Origin of the sequence: Glutamicibacter sp. (genome assembly GCF_035257265.1) — a bacterium.
GTDB lineage: Bacteria > Actinomycetota > Actinomycetes > Actinomycetales > Micrococcaceae > Glutamicibacter.
Genome location: NZ_DATEXC010000011.1, coordinates 20,326 through 36,985, shown reverse-complemented (window position 1 = coordinate 36,985; position 16,660 = coordinate 20,326). Strand labels below are relative to the sequence as shown.

The 16,660-nt window shown below is 58.1% G+C and carries 15 protein-coding genes; 2 read left to right on the top strand and 13 right to left on the bottom strand.

Translation table 11 applies throughout. The features are described 5' to 3' along the window. Window positions 1–28 precede the first annotated feature (28 nt). From menD to VJ369_RS00830, 3 genes are all read right to left on the bottom strand, one after another. Window positions 29–1,726, bottom strand: a complete 1,698-nt coding sequence (gene menD, locus VJ369_RS00840) for a 2-succinyl-5-enolpyruvyl-6-hydroxy-3-cyclohexene-1-carboxylic-acid synthase (RefSeq protein ID WP_324090265.1) — start codon at window positions 1,724–1,726, stop codon at window positions 29–31. Between the two features lie 132 nt (window positions 1,727–1,858). Further along, entirely contained in the window at window positions 1,859–3,985 is a 2,127-nt protein-coding gene (locus VJ369_RS00835; protein ID WP_324090264.1) for a PhoX family phosphatase, read from the bottom strand. 111 nt (window positions 3,986–4,096) lie between these two features. Continuing rightward, window positions 4,097–5,104, bottom strand: a complete 1,008-nt coding sequence (locus VJ369_RS00830; RefSeq protein ID WP_324090263.1) for an o-succinylbenzoate synthase — start codon at window positions 5,102–5,104, stop codon at window positions 4,097–4,099. Between the two features lie 80 nt (window positions 5,105–5,184). Between VJ369_RS00830 and VJ369_RS00825 the strand changes: the two genes are divergently transcribed. Continuing rightward, a complete protein-coding gene (locus VJ369_RS00825) occupies window positions 5,185–6,051 on the top strand; it encodes a phosphatase PAP2 family protein (RefSeq protein WP_324090262.1) in 867 nt (288 codons plus the stop codon). Window positions 6,052–6,205: 154 nt separating this feature from the next. On the opposite strand, the gene VJ369_RS00820 is transcribed toward VJ369_RS00825, so the two are convergent. From VJ369_RS00820 to pdhA, 4 genes are all read right to left on the bottom strand, one after another. Next, window positions 6,206–7,225: a hypothetical protein gene (locus VJ369_RS00820; protein WP_324090261.1), complete on the bottom strand. Its 1,020-nt coding sequence runs from the start codon at window positions 7,223–7,225 to the stop codon at window positions 6,206–6,208. Window positions 7,226–7,418: 193 nt separating this feature from the next. Then, window positions 7,419–8,819 (bottom strand): dihydrolipoamide acetyltransferase family protein, encoded by a 1,401-nt coding sequence (locus VJ369_RS00815; protein WP_324090260.1) that lies wholly within the window; start codon window positions 8,817–8,819, stop codon window positions 7,419–7,421. Window position 8,820: 1 nt separating this feature from the next. Beyond that, the gene (locus VJ369_RS00810; RefSeq protein WP_105675639.1) at window positions 8,821–9,903 is read right to left on the bottom strand and encodes an alpha-ketoacid dehydrogenase subunit beta; all 1,083 of its coding nucleotides are present in this window, start codon (window positions 9,901–9,903) and stop codon (window positions 8,821–8,823) included. Between the two features lie 2 nt (window positions 9,904–9,905). Beyond that, window positions 9,906–11,069, bottom strand: a complete 1,164-nt coding sequence (gene pdhA, locus VJ369_RS00805) for a pyruvate dehydrogenase (acetyl-transferring) E1 component subunit alpha (RefSeq protein ID WP_324090259.1) — start codon at window positions 11,067–11,069, stop codon at window positions 9,906–9,908. Window positions 11,070–11,293: 224 nt separating this feature from the next. Here pdhA and VJ369_RS00800 point away from each other — a divergent pair, with 224 nt between their 5' ends. Further along, window positions 11,294–11,746 (top strand): Lrp/AsnC family transcriptional regulator, encoded by a 453-nt coding sequence (locus VJ369_RS00800; protein WP_096256980.1) that lies wholly within the window; start codon window positions 11,294–11,296, stop codon window positions 11,744–11,746. Window positions 11,747–11,808: 62 nt separating this feature from the next. Here VJ369_RS00800 and VJ369_RS00795 read toward each other — a convergent pair whose 3' ends face one another. From VJ369_RS00795 to paaA, 6 genes are read right to left on the bottom strand one after another with little or no spacing between them, the layout of a single operon-like run. Next, the gene (locus tag VJ369_RS00795; RefSeq protein WP_324090258.1) at window positions 11,809–12,594 is read right to left on the bottom strand and encodes an enoyl-CoA hydratase/isomerase family protein; all 786 of its coding nucleotides are present in this window, start codon (window positions 12,592–12,594) and stop codon (window positions 11,809–11,811) included. A gap of 10 nt (window positions 12,595–12,604) precedes the next feature. Further along, on the bottom strand, window positions 12,605–13,765 hold the full coding sequence (paaE, locus tag VJ369_RS00790) for a 1,2-phenylacetyl-CoA epoxidase subunit PaaE (protein ID WP_324090257.1): 1,161 nt from the start codon (window positions 13,763–13,765) through the stop codon (window positions 12,605–12,607). After that, on the bottom strand, window positions 13,762–14,247 hold the full coding sequence (gene paaD, locus VJ369_RS00785) for a 1,2-phenylacetyl-CoA epoxidase subunit PaaD (protein WP_324090267.1): 486 nt from the start codon (window positions 14,245–14,247) through the stop codon (window positions 13,762–13,764). Before paaD ends, paaE begins: the two co-directional genes overlap by 4 nt. Window positions 14,248–14,294: 47 nt before the next feature. Then, the gene (gene paaC / locus VJ369_RS00780; RefSeq protein ID WP_324090256.1) at window positions 14,295–15,155 is read right to left on the bottom strand and encodes a 1,2-phenylacetyl-CoA epoxidase subunit PaaC; all 861 of its coding nucleotides are present in this window, start codon (window positions 15,153–15,155) and stop codon (window positions 14,295–14,297) included. Next, the gene (paaB, locus tag VJ369_RS00775) at window positions 15,152–15,442 is read right to left on the bottom strand and encodes a 1,2-phenylacetyl-CoA epoxidase subunit PaaB (protein WP_324090255.1); all 291 of its coding nucleotides are present in this window, start codon (window positions 15,440–15,442) and stop codon (window positions 15,152–15,154) included. Before paaB ends, paaC begins: the two co-directional genes overlap by 4 nt. A 1-nt stretch (window position 15,443) precedes the next feature. Beyond that, complete coding sequence (paaA, locus tag VJ369_RS00770; protein ID WP_096256986.1) at window positions 15,444–16,430, bottom strand: 1,2-phenylacetyl-CoA epoxidase subunit PaaA; 987 nt, start codon at window positions 16,428–16,430, stop codon at window positions 15,444–15,446. Between the last annotated feature and the right edge of the window lie 230 nt (window positions 16,431–16,660).

Genomic DNA, 16,660 nt, shown 5'->3' with positions numbered 1-16,660 from the left:
GGTAACACCGATTCCACGCCACAGTTGTTCAGGCTCGCGCCGGCCAGCGAAGCGCCGCGATACGACGGCTCAGTTCCAAGTTCGTTTCACGCAGTCTGCTGCGGTCCGCGATGATTTCGATTAGTCGCAGGTTCCTTACCTTGGGGGCGCGTAGCACTTGGCGCAATTCTGCGTGGGTACTTGCTTGCTGATAGTCCCAACCGTAAGCGGTTGCCAGCGGCTGCAATTGAACGTCCTGCGGGGTGGCGAAGAGCCGTTCAACCGCTTGCCCATAGCGTCCTGACTGCGCAACCTGCCCATGTTCCAAGGTGGAGAAGATGGCTCCACCACCATCGTTATAAACCACCACATCCAGATCTGGGGCCGGCTCCCCCGGGGTCCAGAGCATCGCACTGGCATCATGCAGGAAGGTAATGTCCCCCATGATGCTCACCGTTGGTTTCCCGGTGGCCAGCGCCAGTCCTAAGCCCGTAGAGATGGTTCCATCGATACCGGCCAGACCACGGTTAGCAAAGACCTGTCCTGAAGCGACTGAAGCCGGAGCAGCGCTAAGGTCAAAATCTCTAATGATATTAGATGAGCCCAATAACAGCGGCCCGCTCACGGTGTTCCACACGGCCTGCGCAACGGTTGGCCCGGTGAGTTGCTCATTGCCATAGAGTTCGCCGCATACGGCGAGCGCTTGGGCATCAAGTTCCTGCCAGCTGCGCAGCCACTGCGCTGGTGACTTGCCGGCAAAGCTGAGCAACTCCGCTGGAGTGCTAATAACCTTTTCGCGGCGTCGGCCAGGTTCATACCAGGGCACCGGTTCTGGCTGCCAGATAGCGGTCGTCACTGCCGGGTCGGCCAGCAGCCTGGCCACGGGCCGGCTTAGTGTAGGGCGCCCGAAAAGTACTACCCGCTCGATATGTGCTGCCCCCACTGCGAGCAATGGGCGGTAATGCCCGATGGCGTGGGCGGAGAAACGCGCGTTGGAAGATGGTTCGGCAAAAAGCGGAAGCCCTAGCAGTTGCGCAAAAGCCTGTGCTTCGTCACCCGCGCCATGCCCGGCTACTACCACGGTACGCCGCTCTTCAAGCCCCTCTGGTAACGACCAGTTGACCGGCCGCGTAGCCTGTTGCCACAACCCAGTGCGTAGTTCGGTCCAGCGCTGGTTTGCCATGGTAGCTTCCGGCTCTGGGGTCAACGGGTCACGGAACTGTAAGTTGAGCTGTACCGGGCCACCTGAGCGAGTTGCCGACCCGGCAAGGGCTAAGAGTGCGCCGGTCAGCGCGTGGCTCGGGTTTTCTCCGGCTGGGACGTTGAGCACCGTACGCACATGAGCACCAAAAAGTTGTTTCTGGTCCGTGCTTTGGCTCGCGCCGGTTCCTAACAATTCGTCGGGGCGATCCGCGGAAAGCACCACTAGCGGTGTTGCGGTGTGGTTCGCTTCCATGATGGCTGGCAACAGCTCACCTATGGCGGTGCCCGACGTGGCGACAAGAGCCACCGGGGTCTGTGAACCTTGGCTGAGCCCTATGGCGAGGAATCCTGCGGAGCGTTCATCGATTCGGACGTGAATGCGTAACTTACCGGCTGCTTCGGCCTCGGCTGCGGCGTAGGCCAGCGGTGCGCTGCGTGAACCTGGTGAAAGTACAAGCTCGCGCAGGCCTGCAACGATGAGTCCTGCCAATACTTGGCGGGCCGTATCGATTGCTGATTGTCCATCCTCGTGCCGTGCGCTCACGCCGTGCTTCACCCCTGAAATATCCCTAGAAAGTATCGGTTCAAGTCTATGCCGAAGGTGACAGACAAAAACCCCGGGGCAGGATCTCAAATACATCTTGAGATCCTGCCCCGGGGTTTTGAAGGGCATTATTTAGTCTTTATTCTTGCCCTTGCCCTTACCGTTGCCGTTGTTTCCTTTACCGTTTCCGTTGTTGCCGTTGCCCTGCTTGAAGACCTGGACCACGGATGGGCGCGGCCCGTAAAACTGGCCTTTACCCGCAGACTGCGGCGACTTGATGAAGTCTGGGAAGAGTGATGCCGGTTGAGCAAAGCTTCCGCCCTCACCTGGGTGCTGGACCGAGACAAAGACCGAGTTATCTTTATCGTGCACCACTGGACCACAGGTTTCTGCGCCGGTTGGAACGGCGAGGAACTGCTCAACGCGTCCGCGGTCTTTGCCGTGCAGGCTGACCTTGTGCAAAGCGTCGGACAGACCAATGACTCCAGGAGCACCGTCGGTGGAGATCCACAGGTTACCTGCCGAGTCAAAGGCTAGGTTATCTGGGCAGGAGATGGGAGAAACTTTGTCGGTAGGGTAACCGGAGAAGTAAGTGGAGTCATTGACTCGTGGGTCTCCGGCAACAAGCAAAATATTCCAGGTGAACCGGGTGCTTGTCGCGTCATTACCGGCCTCGGTCATTTCCAGTACGTGACCATCGCGGTTGGCGATACGCGGGTTCTGCTCTGTGGCGCCTTCCTTGCCGGCCTTGCCACGGTCCGTATTGTTAGTCAGTGCGACGTAGACCTTTCCCGAAACCGGGCTTGGCTCAACATCCTCTGGACGGTCCATCTTGGTGGCGCCAGCCTTATCTGCGGCCAAACGGGTGTAGACCAAAACCTCGTCAACGCTCATTCCTGCAACCATGGATTTTCCGTTGCGTACCAGTGGCAGCCACTGTCCGGTGCCATCGAAGGCTCCGTCAGAAGGAACCTGGCCGCTACCGTCAAATTCGGCTGCCGGTGAGTTTCCGGCGAACTTAGCCACATAAAGGTCACCCTCGTTGAGCAGGGTCATATTATGCTGGCGGTCGTTCTTACGGTAGGTCGCCTTCGAAACGAACTTGTAAATGTATTCGAATCGCGAGTCATCACCCGAGTACGCCACAGCCTTTCCGTTCTTGGCAATGCGTACGGTCGCACCTTCGTGCTTAAAACGGCCCAGGCTCGTGTGCTTAACCGGGGTAGAATCCGGATTCTGTGGGTCGATTTCGACAATCCAGCCGAAACGGTTAGCCTCATTCTCGTAGCCCGCATGGTTCAATCCGAAGCGTGGATCGGTTTGTTCCCAGCCGCGGTCTGTTGCCCCAGTACCGATGCCGTAGCGTGCTTCTTCAGCGGTTCCACGGCCCTGGAAGTACTGATCAAAGTTTTCTTCACCGGACAGTACCGTTCCCCAAGGAGTGGTACCACCGGCGCAGTTATTCAAGGTACCCAAAACAAGCTTGCCCGTGGGGTCTGCGACGGTCTTGAGCAGGTCACTTCCTGCGGCCGGCCCATCTACGGCAAACGGGGTGCTTGCGGTGATACGGCGGTTACGCTCGCCGCCCACTACATAGGTCCACCGCTGATCATGCTTTTTACGTTTGATCTCAACCACGCTCAGGCCGTGGGAGTTCATCGCGATACGGCGGGCTTCATCGGTGTTTGCGGCAAACCACGTTGCATCAAACATCATGTCTTCGTTTGAATACTCGTGGTTAGCTACCAACACCCCGGTGCGTCCGGAGTACTTATCGGCGATGATGTCCAGATAATCACAGTTGTAACCAAACTGCATCGCCTGCGACTTCGCCGACTGCTTCTTCGGATCAAATTCCGGGCTGTTAGCGAATAGTGGATCTCCCCAGCGAATGATTGCGTGCCAGTCATAACCTTCCGGGACGCTCATATTGTCCACGGAACGTGAAACCGGGTCGATAGCGTCAAACTTCAGGTGACCGCCCTTACCGCGTCCGGTGTCTACCAACGGTGCCGCTACAGCGTTTGGAGCACCAAACAGCTGTGGACCAATGACCAGTGCCGAGGCGCCAACCGCACCGAGTCCCAGCACGTTTCGACGAGATAGTGCCTGATCTGCGACATCCTTGAAGTAGCTATTACCCGAGGTATTGCACTCTGGCTTGACGCAAGCATCACCGCATTTGAAGTGGCAGGTAGCTGCGGAACGTCCGCCGCGGGTGTGGCCCAGCATTGGCAACAAGGTACGGATGGGATTCATAACTACGGCACTTCCTCATTCTTTAGCTCACGTTCAGGGGAACGAACGAATTGAGCTTTTCATTGGGAAGTGAGCCAACGTCGACGCGCAGGTTAACTTGAGGTAAATACCTTAGCTGTCATACACCGGGGTGATGAGCTGTTCGTAGCAATCCCTGACTCGCTGCTCCCACCAGATCCTGCGTTCGGCGGTAACGCTCAAGGTACGTAATTTGTCTTCGTCTGGCGCTACCCGGTGCACCGGAAGCTGTCCGGCGGTGGCCAGCAGCGGTGTTGCGGTGACATCTTCGGCAAATAACGATCCGGTGGAAAGCCCACATGCGTACGGTAGCTGCGGCACCGCCGAGGCAAGGGCGGCTGCCTGCGCTAAACCCACCGAGGTATCTAAGGCGCTGGAAACGACAACGTCTAATCCGGACTGCGCCGCGATGTCGAGAACCGCTTGGATCCCTCCCAATGGCTGTGCTTTGATCACCATCAGATCCGCTGCCCCCAAACGGGCTACTTCCAATGGGTCCGAATGCTTGCGCACTGCTTCATCGGCCGCAATTTTTAGCTCCACCCCGTGGGAGCGCAGCCGTTCACGGACCCGCGCCAAGCCAACAATGCCAGGCACAGGCTGCTCGGCATACTGCAGGTTGAATTCAGAAAGCTCCAGCAATGCGGTTACCGCCTCGTCGATTCCCCAACCGGTGTTAGCGTCGACGCGGAGCGCGGCATCCGGGAATAGGCGCCGGGTTTCAGCCACCCGAGCGATATCGTCGTCAAGATGCTGTCCCTTTTCGGCGACCTTAATTTTGATAGTGTGCGGTGCATCATAATTCGCCAGGACACCGGCAACCTGGTTCGCCGGCACCGCAGGCAGTGTCGCGTTGACCGGGATACTGGTGCGCAGCGGCGTGGGAAAGTCAGTGTACGCAGCTTCAATGCCAGCGGCGAGCCAACGCGAGGCTTCGGCCGGCCCGTATTCTAGGAAGGCCGAGAACTCGCCCCACCCGGCAGGACCGTGAATGAGTAGCGCTTCACGTTCGGTGACACCACGGAACTTCACCCTCATAGGTAGGCGCACTACATGCGCGTTGGCTATCAGTTCTTCCACCGGTGGCAAAGCAAAGTTCATACCCTAAGCCTATCTATAGTGTCTAGGCTTACAGGCCCGGTTCATAGGGTGCGTACACCAAAATGTGACATTCTTGAGTCATGAGTCCGCGGTCAATTCTTAGCTCCCCACGCCATCTGAGCTGGTGGTGGGCTTTGCCGTTGCTTGCTGGGCTCTTTGCCGTCGAATATCTGTTCTTTGTCCAGCTTCGTTCTGGACAATGGGCTGACCAAGCGGCTTTTGTTGGCTGGACGCAGTGGTGGCCACGAACAAAAATACTCGATCCGATGCGCGAATTCTTGGATCTTCTACCGTGGATTTGTGCTGCAATTTCCGGAATTTTTTTGCTCTATCGAGTGATTCGCGACCGGAGTTTCTTACGTGCCGCACTCGCCGTGGCCGCGGTAGCTGCCGCGTTGCTCAGTACTCAGCTGCTCAAGCATTTATTGCTGGATCGTCCCGACTTTAACTTCGGTACGGTGGGTAACTCTTTTCCTTCCGGGCACACCACCGTGGCTGCAGCGTCCATGGGATTGATGTACCTGATATCCCCGCCAAAACTGCGCCCAGTGGTGCAGCCAATAGCCTGGATCTTTGCCACCGTGACCGGACTGGCAACGCTCATTTGCGGTTGGCACCGTCCTAGTGACATTGCGGGCGGCTTTATGATTGCGGCCTTCTGGCTGATCTTGGTCAGTGCGATCCTGCAACGTATCCAGCCGCTGGGTCCGGTGGTGCGTGAGTCCGTCTGGTCAAGGAAGACTGGTGCCACGTGCCTGGTTCTCTGGGTGTTGGTATTGGCAGCTTCGATGTGGCTGCCGCATCCACATATCCAGCGTATCCCCGATATTTTGTTGATCAGCTATGCGGTGCTCGGGTTGATCCATGTGACAGTGGCATCGCTGATTGCCAGCCTGTGTTTGCGTTCGGTAGTTACCGGGCCCATGCGTAAGCCCCGGGTGCAGTAGCCCTCCAGCCCACGTTGCTTGTGTCCTGGGACAACGGATGCCTCAGCTTGCCGCCGCACCAGAGTCCTTGCGCACAATGGTTCTTATCTTCGGCACGGCAATCCTTCGCCATGCAGCCCTAAGGTTAGCCACGCAAGGCTACGGGAAACAGAGCTTAAACTCGGGTCATTTTGGAATGCAGAATTGCCGCAGCACGCTGCGAATCAGAGATGGTGACCGCGAAGCGCTTGCCATCTTTCAGGTCAAAAGACAGCCCCTCACCGCGGTGTAGCACTACCGCCGAGCCGCCCGGGAAGAAGCGCCATCCCCAGCCGCTCCATTCCATTGGCGAGATTTCTTCACTGCGCACTTCCTTGATCTGGTTTACGGAAATGGTGCGTAGTGGGAAAGCGAAGATTGCCGATGAGACACGGACTTGATCTTCGGTAATTCGTACGCGGATCTTGCATAGACCGAGAACCAATGGGGTGAGAACCAAGACAAAAAGAGGTCCAGAAATCAGCATGATGAGAGTTTCGGACTCATCATCACCTTTCAGCACAGTCAGCATCAAGATGCCCATGACCAGAGGGAACAGACCTAACAGCCAGAACCACCACGAGACACTTGCGGTCTGGTTGAAGCCCTGCGCGGAAGTTACCGCTGCTGCATTTGCCGTGGGAACCGAGGCATCTTGCCCCTGAGCCTGAGTCACACGCCGGCGTCGCTTGGCCTGAGACTCCTTTACATGCTGCTGATATACCCCGGAGATCCAGACGGGAAGCAGACCAACCAACGAAGCCACAATGCTTAGTATTGTGAAACCCCCGTTGAGCAGTGCCTGCGTCGGGTCTCCGGCCAGGGCAGAAGGAACCGCGCAGCTGACGAACAGCCCGGCGCTGGTCCAGCCCGCGAGACCGCCCACAAAGAGCAGGAGGCTGTGGAGCACTGGCTTGCGTGAGAGCGCGAAAGAAATAAACCCGAGTACCGCACCGCCGATGGCAAGCGAGATGCAGACGGTGACAAAAACCCGCGTATCTGTGAATCCATCAGGGTTAGCGCTGCCCGACCAGTGAGTCGCGGTAATCGCCGGCAGACTGGTTCCCAGAAGTAGCCGGGTACCGAGCACTATGAGGCTCGGCAGAATCAGCAAGAGGGTAAGTAACGACCGGTGCTTGACCTCGTAGTGTGCCATGGAAGTAGTTTAGTCCTCGCTCTTCGGTACGCGCCGAAGTGGTGCGCAGCAGCCACCACGGCCTAGAACCTCCGGCCGAAGTATTTAGTACAGTCTAGTAAAACCGCGTTGACTTGCAAAAAATAGGACGAATACTGGGCAAAAGGGTATCGCCCGGCCAATGGCCGGGCGATACCCTTTTAGCTTCCGCCGGCTACAGCGCTGCTAAAGCAGCCTTCGGATCGGTCATCGCGTCCGCGACGTAACGCAGGAAGCCTGCGGCTGTTCCGCCGTCACCCACACGGTGATCGAAGCTCAGGGTCAACTCACAGATGGAGCGGACCTTGATCTTGCCGTTGACTACCCACGGCTTTTCTACGACCCGGCCAATGCCCAGGATCGCCGCTTCTGGGTAGTTGATGATCGCCGCCGAACCGTCAACGTTGAACACCCCGTAGTTATTGATCGTGAAGGTGCTGCCCGAGAGGTCGCGGACCCCGGCCTTGCCTTCGCGGGCCAAGGTGGCCAGACGAGCAAACTCTGCGGAGAGTTCCACGGCGTTGAGCTTATGCGCCTGACGCACGTTGGGAACAACCAGTCCACGCTCAGTCTGCGCTGCGAAGCCAAGGTTGACGCCCTCGAAGAGGGTCTGGCGCAGTCCGCCGTCGGCTTCGGTGTCGATGCGGCTGTTCATTTCTGGGAAACGTGCCAGCCCTGCAATGGCGAAGCGTGAGATCAGTGCGAGCATACTTGGCGCACTTCCCGCAGCTTCCTTCAATTTGCTGCGTAGCTTGAGCAGCTTGGTGACATCAACATCTACCCACACGGTTGCTTCTGGAATTTCGCGGCGCGAGGTAGACATCGCGTTAGCGATGGTGCGGCGCACCCCGGTCAGTACCTGCGAGTTTGACACCGGAAGTCCGGTGCGTGAATCCTCACCAGCAGTCTGCGCTGCCACGGCTGGAGCCTGGGCAGATGCCACCGGTGCGGCCGATGCCTGAGTGGATGGCGCTGCAACCGCCGAGCCCTGGCCGATCAGTGCTTCCACGTCACCGCGCAACAACAATCCGTCCGGTCCGGTGCCAGCGACCTGAGTGATATCCACCGAGTTGTCCTTCGCCAGCTTGCGCACCAGAGGATTGATAACCCTGGTAGCAACCGTGGTGGTCTCGCTGGAGGCTGACGCGGTGGTAATTCCGGCGCGTGGCCGACGGCGCCGGCTGGTGCTGGTTTTAGCTCCACCGGTTCCATAACCGATCAGCACGTTACCGCTGCCTTCGTCTTCTTCCTCAGGAACCTGCGTGCCGGCAAGTTCTTCTTCGAGGTAGGTCTGGGCGCCTTCGGCTGGCTGCTGCTCCGGCGCTTCATCCGCCCCGCCGGTGTTCACCGAGAAGAACGGCTTATCAACGAGCATCATCTGCCCGGCCTCACCATGCAAGGTAGCGACCACGCCTTCAAAAGGCGAAGGGATCTCCACCAGCGATTTAGCTGTTTCCACCTCGGCGATAGGCTGGTCAACCGCGACGGTGTCCCCCGCGGCGACCATCCAACGCACCAGCTCCGCCTCGGTGAGTCCTTCACCTAGGTCGGGTAACAGAAAGGTCTTGACGCTCAATTTACGCCTCCCACTGAAGTTGATCTACCGCATCGAGGATGCGTTCGGCGCTTGGCAAGTTGTACTTTTCCAAGGTTGGTGCCGGATAAGGAATATCAAAACCGGTCACGCGCAGCACCGGCGCCGCTAGCGAATGGAAGCACCTTTCCTGCACGCGGGCCACGATTTCGCTGGCTACCGAGACGAACCCTTGGGCTTCGGCCACCACGATGGCGCGCCCGGTCTTACGCACCGAGGCGCAGACGGTCTCATCGTCAAAGGGCACGATAGTGCGGATATCGATGACTTCTAAGCTGATGCCTTCTTCGGCGGCAAGTTTTGCCGCTTCCATGGCCGTAGAGACGCTGGGACCGTAGGTGATCAGTGTGGCGTCTGATCCTGCGCGAGCAATGCGCGCGGTACCTTCGGTGGTTGCGGCCCGCTTGGCTTCGTAGTCGCTGGCCAGTGCCTGCAGGTCTACCTGTTCCTTGGACCAATAGAGCTTCTTCGGTTCGAAGAAGATCACTGGATCTGGCGAATCAATAGCTTCGCGCAGCATCAGGTAGGCGTCCTTGACGGTGGCCGGGGTGAATACCTTGAGCCCCGGGGTGTGCGCGTAGTAGGCCTCGGAAGAATCACAGTGGTGCTCCACGCCGCCCACGCCGCCGGCGTAAGGGATGCGGATTACCATCGGCAGATCCACCTTGCCGCGGGTGCGGTTGTGCATCTTGGCCACGTGCGATGCGATTTGTTCAAAGGCCGGGTATGCGAAGGCGTCAAACTGCATTTCAATGACCGGACGCATGCCGTTCATTGCCATGCCGATGGCCATGCCCACGATGCCCGATTCGGCCAACGGGGTATCGAAACAGCGTTCGGAACCAAAGCGTGCGGTCAGCCCGTCGGTGATGCGGAAAACGCCACCGAGGGTTCCCACATCTTCACCGAAGATGACCGTCGAGTCGTTAGCGACCAAGGCATCTGCTAGGGCGGTGTTCAGTGCCTTGCCGAAGGTGACCGGCTGATTTTGGGTTGCTGCCTTAGCAGCTGCACGTGCGGTTGCATCGCTGACGTTCGGATTCACGTGTGATGTCGTGGCGGTCATGGCTAGGCCTCCTCACGGGCTAGTTCGTCGGCCAGCAGCGCCTGCTGCTCGGCCAGCTGGGTGGTCTTGGATGCAAATACGTGCTCAAAGAGTTCACTTGGCGGGGTATTTGCGTCCTGGTTCATGCCGTCGCGTAGCTTCTTGGCGATAGCTTCGGCGCGCTCGGTGATTTTTGCTTGGGCTTCTTCGGTCAGCAGCCCGGCATCGTCGAGGTAGGCGTGCATGCGAGTGACCGGGTCCTTCGCGATCCATTCCTGAACCTCGGAGTCCTCGCGGTAGCGCTTGTCGTCATCGGCGTTGGTGTGTGCCTGCATACGGTAGGTGTGCGCTTCGATCAGCAGCGGGCCATTGCCTTCACGGGCTAGACGCACCGCACGGCGCATCACGGCCATCAAGGCCATCAGGTCGTTGCCGTCAACACGTTCGCCGGCCATACCGTAACCGACGGCCTTATGTGCCAGCGACGGGGCGGCACTCTGCTGCGAGAGCGGCACCGAGATGGCGTACTTATTGTTCTGTACAAAGAAAATTACCGGGAGTTTGAAGACCGCGGCGAAGTTCAGCGCCTCATGGAAGTCTCCCTCACTGGTGGCACCGTCGCCACACATGGCAACCACCACGGTGTTTTCACCGCGCAGCTTGGCCGCGTGGGCCACACCGACGCCGTGCAGCAGCTGAGTGGTCAGCGGGGTGGACATGGGAGCGCAGTGATAAGCCTTTGGATCATAACCACAGTGCCATTCACCGCGGAAGCTCGTCATGACCTCCATCGGAGCCACACCCTTGGTGAGTACGGCTACGGTGTCGCGGTAGGTCGGGAAGAGCCAGTCACCGTCTTCCAAGCACAAGGCGGCTGCCACCTGGCAGGCTTCCTGTCCGTGGCTGGACGGGTAAACTGCCATGCGTCCCTGGCGGACCAGGGCGGAGTTCTGGTCATTAACACGGCGTCCCACAGCAAGCGCGGAGTAGGCATCCATCAGCTCGGCTGGGCTCGGCAACGGGTATTCGTGTCCTGGTTCGGTTCCCTGGTCGCTTTCCTCGCGCAGGGTTCCATCAACATTGAGCAGATTGATCATATGCCGTGCTGGCAGCATGTAATCTTCGGGGGTAATCCCGAACTTCTTGCTGACCGATGAGATGCGATCTTCGTGAGCTTCGGTGCTCATGCCATCACGCCTTTCGTTATCTGGTTGAGTGCTGAGAAACGACGTCTTGTGACTCAACTCACCCGAACATCATTTGTCATCAATTATGCGCAGTCGGATCATTTTGTATCCAGTCCGCGTCAAAATCGTAGAAAGTTGAGCATAGGATACGTATACTTGAAGACGATTAGTACGCTCAAAATGGGTTTGGCGAATTCTCGTCCTACCCCCTGCAAGGAGAACAAATGGCCGCGGATGCGGAACTAAAGCTGGACGACGTTGACCGGGCGATCCTGGCCGAGCTGACCAATGACGGTCGGCAATCGGTGACTACGGTAGCCCAGCGCGTCCACGTTTCCCGGGCACACGCGTATTCACGCATCGCAAAGCTCCAAGATGCCGGGGTTATTACCCGGTATACCGCGGTAATCGATCCGGTCAAAGCAGGGTTGAAGGCCAGCGCCTACGTGACGTTGAAACTGCGTCAGCACTCCTGGCGGGAACTACGTGACCACCTCGCCGCGATTCCCGAGGTGCAGCATATTGGACTGGTCGGCGGAAACTTTGATGTGATTCTCTTGGTTCGCGCCAAAGACAATTTGGATTTACGTCGCGTGGTTTTTGAACAATTGCAATCATTGCCGACGGTGCTTGATACTCAGACGTTATTGATCTTCGAAGACTCAGATACCCGCTAAGCGCGGGTACGGCAAAGCAGGCGAGATGGAAGCTTCCATCTCACCTGCTTTTGTTTGTGCTTTTAGTTTCCGCCGGTAAAGACCGGTGGCCGCTTTTCCTGGAAGGATTTAAAACCTTCGGCGTAGTCGCTCGTGTCGCACAAGGCTGCTTGCGCCTTGTTTTCCGTACGCATCGAGGCCCATAGTCCTGCGCGCTCGTCACGGATCTGCGCCACCAGCTTCTTCGAGGCGATGAACGCTTGGGTAGCGCCCTGCGCCACCTTGGCGATTATCTCTTCGCTGCGCTCTACCAGTTCCTCTGCTGGGAATGCACGGGAGAAGAGCCCCGAACGTACCGCTTCGGCACCGGAGATCAGTTCCGCGGTGTAGATCATGTCCAGCGTGCGGTGTGCCCCGAGACGCTCGGTGAACAGCCAGTGGCCCCCTGAGTCCAGGGTCGCGCCAAGGTTTGCAAACGGAGAACCGATCTTTGCATTCTCTGCCACGTAGACCACGTCTGTGGCCACCGCTAGGCCGAGTCCCACACCAAGACAAGCACCTTGCACAATGGCAAAGGTGGGTGCCGGGAAACTGGACATCTTTTCCAGCAATGGCTGGACTAGTCCGTCAAGGTAACCCATGACATCGTCGTCAGCCGGGTTTACCCCAGAGATATCGCGTCCCGCGCAGAACCCACGGCCCTCACCGCGCAGCACTAAGGCGCGCACGGTGCCCTCGGTGACCCCAGCTGCGGCCTTGTCATAGGCTTCGGAGAGTTCTTGCAAGCCGGCTGGATCTAAAGAGTTCATCTTCTTTGGCGCATTAAGCATCACGGTGGCGATGCCTTCGCTGATGCTGAGTTCAATCATCTGTGATCCCCTAGGAGTCGAAGTTGACGCTGAGCTTGTCGCTGGTTGGGTGCGACTGACAGGTCAGGATGTAGCCGGCCTCCACCTCTTCCGGTTCCAGCGCATAGTTCTCCGACATGGTCACCGACCCTGAGGTGACCTTTGCGCGGCAGGTGCCGCACACGCCGCCGGCACAGGCGAAAGGAACGTCCTGGCGGACTCGAAGGGCGGCGTTCAGGACCGTTTCGTTTGCACGCACTGGAGACTTCACCTCACCTTGCAACCCGTCTAGGGTGAAAGTGATTTCAAAGCTCTTCTCGTTTTCATCCACCAATACCGGGCGTCCCACCTGCCCCTGCGGACGGTTCGGCTCGCCGGTGCTGAATAGCTCAAAGCGCACCTTGTCGGCCGGGACCTCAAGAACCTTGAGTTCATCGCGGACCATCTGGACCAGTTCAAAAGGCCCGCAGAGGAACCACTCGTCAACTTTCGGCGCCTGCAGCACATTGTTGAGCAAGGCCGAAAGCTTCTCGGCGTCGATGCGGCCAGAAAGCAACGGAGAGATCCGCTGTTCACGGCTGAGCACATGGTGCAGAGCCAGGCGTGCGGGGTAGCGATCTTTAAGATCAGCCAGTTCCTCCAGGAACATCACGTCCATGGCGGCCTTGTTGGCGTAGATCAAATCAAAACGGGTGTTCTCATTCGCTTCCAGGATCGTGCGTGCAATAGCCAGCACCGGGGTGATGCCACTGCCGGCGGCTACCGCAACGAACTGATCCTGGTTCACGGTATCCACCGAGGAAGGATCATTCATTCCGGTGAGCTTGTGCTTGGAAATGAATGCGCCGGTCGGGCTCATCACATCAATCTGGTCCCCGGCCACGAGTTCCTCGTTGGCCCAAGTAGAGAATTGCCCGCCAAGATCCTTCTTGATGGCTACTTTAATCTGTTCGCCGGTGGGAGCGGCACAGATTGAGTAAGAACGGCGAACCTCGACGAGTTCCCCGTCTGCGTTTGGCAGTTCCTTACGCAACGCCACATACTGGCCAGCGACGTAATCGAAGTCGGTGGAAAGCTCTTGCGGAATCGCGAAGCTGACTTCGATCGAGTCCTTGGTCAGCCGGCGCACCTCGGAAACCGTTAGCCGGTGGAAGGTGGCCCGACGACGGGTGGGAATAGTTTGTTCGCTCATGAAAGCACCTTGAAGTAGTCGAAGGGTTCTAAACAGTCTTTGCAGGTGTACAACGCCTTGCAGGAGGTCGAGGCGAAACGCGCAAGCTCTCGGGTATTCAGCGAGTGGCACCGCGGGCATTTAACGCTGATGCCCAGGGTGACCCGTCCGCTGTGACCGGTGCCGGTGGGCGGCGCAATCCCGTATTCTTCGAGTTTGCGCTTACCGTCCTCGGTCATCCAGTCGGTCGACCAGGCTGGGGTCAGTACCAGCTTGACGTCTACCTTCTCGATTCCTACCTCGCCGAATGCAAGGTAGAGGTCTTGGGTGATCACATCCATGGCCGGGCAACCCGAGTAGGTCGGGGTGATGATGACCTGGACGCTGCCGTCTTCGTTGGCATTGACCTCACGCAGGATACCCAGGTCCGCAATGGAAAGCACTGGGATTTCCGGGTCGGTCACTTTAGCGGCGATGCTAAAGAGTTCCTCGGCGTTAGTCATGACGTTGCTCAAGACTGCTGCTCCCTTCAAACGGATTAGGGAATCGGTTACCAGCTCGCACCGGGGTGCTTGCGGGCAAGTACTTGCATCTCGGCCAGGATGAAGCCCAGATGTTCGGAATGTTCGCCGGCACGTCCGTGTGCCATCGCCATTCCCGTCTTAGGAATTTCCAGTCCGGCTTCTGCCAGCACCTCGGTGATTTCCTTGTCCCAAGCTTCGCGCAAGGTAGAGGGCAGTACTGCTACCTCGCCTAAGGCGCGGTGAAGTTCTTCGTCCTGGAACATTTCGCCGCTGTAGGGCCAAAGTACTTCCAGTGCGTGACGCATCTTTGCAGCCGACTCTTCGGTGCCCTGGCCCAGACGGATGGTCCAAGCCGCTGCGTGGTCGCGGTGGTAGTCAACTTCCTTGACCGCCTTAGCGCAGATTGCCGCGATGGTCTCATCTTTGGATTCCAAGAGCTTGCTGTAAAGCAAGTGCTGGTAGATGGAAATCATCAGCTGGCGCATAATCGTCACGCCAAAGTGGCCGTTAGGCTGCTCAACGATCTGCAGTGAGGTGAATTCCTCTTCCTCACGCCAATAGGCCAGATCATCTTCGCTCTTGTCCCAAGCCAGACCGGCATAGGTCAAGAAGGAACGTGCGTGTCCGAGGACGTCGAGGGCGATATTGCCCAGGGCAATGTCTTCTTCGATTTCTGGGGCGCGGGAGATCCAGTGCGACAGTCGCTGAGCCAAGATGAGCGCATCATCGCCGAGGTGCAACGCATACTGTGCTACCTGATCACTTGGCTTGGCACCGGCCACGGCGATATCTTCCGGACGCAATGCGTTACCCGGGGTGACACGAGTGGCTGATGCCAGCGCGTCGCCGAAGCTGTCCAGCGATGCGTCAAGTTCGTCGTGGTTCACAGGTGCTTCACTCCTTCGCTGGCCTTGTAATAGGTCGCGTGGCGGTAGTCCTTGCCCTGTGGGGATTCGAAGAACGCGTCCTTGCTATCCGGGTCAGAGGTGATGATGTCGGTGGAACGCACGACCCACAGGGAGACGCCTTCGTTGCGCCGGGTGTAGAGATCTCGCGCGTTGCGCAGTGCCATCTCTTTATCCGGTGCGTGTAGTGATCCTGCGTGGACATGTGAAAGTCCTCGGGCGGAACGGACGAATACTTCCCACAGGGGCCAATTGCTCTTTTGGCTCATGCTAGGCAACCTCACTTTGTTCTTGCTTTGCGGCGTAAGCGGTAGCGGCTTCACGGACCCATGCACCTTCGCGGTGGGCCTCGCGGCGACGTTCGAGTCGCTGGGCGTTGGCTGGACCATTACCCTTGATAACGTTCATGAATTCATCCCAGTTCAGATCCTTGTGGATCCACTGCTTCTTCTCTTCGTCGAAGTGCAGGTTCTCGTCTGGCAGGGTCAGGCCCAAGACCTTGACCTGCTCGGCGATCATTCCGACAAAGCGCTGGCGCAGTTCGTCATTGGAGAAGCGCTTGATCTTCCATGCCATGGACTGGGCGGAGTTTGGCGACTGGTCATCCGGTGGGCCGAACATCATCAGCGACGGTTCGTAGAAACGGTTGATCGCATCCTGTGCCATCTGCTTCTGCTTCTCGGTGCCACGTGAGAGCGAGAGCAGGATTTCAAACCCTTGACGCTGGTGGAATGACTCTTCCTTGCACACTCGCACCATGGCACGGCCGTACGGGCCGTAGGAGGCGCGGCACAATGGCACCTGGTTGGCGATGGCTGCACCATCAACAAGCCACCCAATGGCGCCCATGTCTGCCCAGTTGCGTGCGGTGTAGTTGAAGATTGAGGAGTACTTGGCGCGTCCGGTCAGCAGCTGATCATTGAGTTCATCGCGCTCGGTACCCAAGGTTTCGGCAGCCGAATACAGGTAGAGTCCGTGACCGGCTTCGTCCTGCACCTTGGCCATCAAAATGGACTTACGCTTCAGTGATGGAGCACGGGTGATCCAGTTAGCCTCCGGCTGCATTCCGATAATTTCGGAGTGTGCGTGCTGGGAGATCTGACGGGTGAGCGTCTTGCGGTATGGCTCTGGCATCCAATCTCGGGGTTCAATTCGAGAATCGTCGCCAATCAGGGCGTCGAAACGCGACTGGGACTGCTGCTCTTCATAGCTTGGGACGGCACTTAGTCCCGGCTCCTGCGGTGTGGTCGGGGCCATGGTTCACCTCACTGAAAATTAATTTACATACTGACCGTTCGTTCAGTATATGAGGGTGCCCTCGATCACGTCAACCGCACGCGTCATGCATGCGCATAATTACTTCGCATCCCCCGTTGTAGGCCCGCCCCACCTCCTGGGCGATTTCCGATTATTGCGCCACAACAGGTTGAAATTGGGGTGCCGGGGCCGCAAACCATCGCTGGAAACGCAGAAATCCCCTGGCCTCA

Excerpts from the sequence above, each read along its gene's own strand:
- VJ369_RS00835 (WP_324090264.1), bottom strand. The coding sequence starts at position 3,985 with ATGAATCCCATCCGTACCTTGTTGCCAATGCTGGGCCACACCCGCGGC.
- VJ369_RS00830 (WP_324090263.1), bottom strand. The coding sequence starts at position 5,104 with ATGAACTTTGCTTTGCCACCGGTGGAAGAACTGATAGCCAACGCGCAT.
- VJ369_RS00825 (WP_324090262.1), top strand. The coding sequence starts at position 5,185 with ATGAGTCCGCGGTCAATTCTTAGCTCCCCACGCCATCTGAGCTGGTGG.
- VJ369_RS00820 (WP_324090261.1), bottom strand. The coding sequence starts at position 7,225 with ATGGCACACTACGAGGTCAAGCACCGGTCGTTACTTACCCTCTTGCTG.
- VJ369_RS00810 (WP_105675639.1), bottom strand. The coding sequence starts at position 9,903 with ATGACCGCCACGACATCACACGTGAATCCGAACGTCAGCGATGCAACC.
- pdhA (WP_324090259.1), bottom strand. The coding sequence starts at position 11,069 with ATGAGCACCGAAGCTCACGAAGATCGCATCTCATCGGTCAGCAAGAAG.
- VJ369_RS00800 (WP_096256980.1), top strand. The coding sequence starts at position 11,294 with ATGGCCGCGGATGCGGAACTAAAGCTGGACGACGTTGACCGGGCGATC.
- VJ369_RS00795 (WP_324090258.1), bottom strand. The coding sequence starts at position 12,594 with ATGATTGAACTCAGCATCAGCGAAGGCATCGCCACCGTGATGCTTAAT.
- paaE (WP_324090257.1), bottom strand. The coding sequence starts at position 13,765 with ATGAGCGAACAAACTATTCCCACCCGTCGTCGGGCCACCTTCCACCGG.
- paaD (WP_324090267.1), bottom strand. The coding sequence starts at position 14,247 with ATGACTAACGCCGAGGAACTCTTTAGCATCGCCGCTAAAGTGACCGAC.
- paaB (WP_324090255.1), bottom strand. The coding sequence starts at position 15,442 with ATGAGCCAAAAGAGCAATTGGCCCCTGTGGGAAGTATTCGTCCGTTCC.
- paaA (WP_096256986.1), bottom strand. The coding sequence starts at position 16,430 with ATGGCCCCGACCACACCGCAGGAGCCGGGACTAAGTGCCGTCCCAAGC.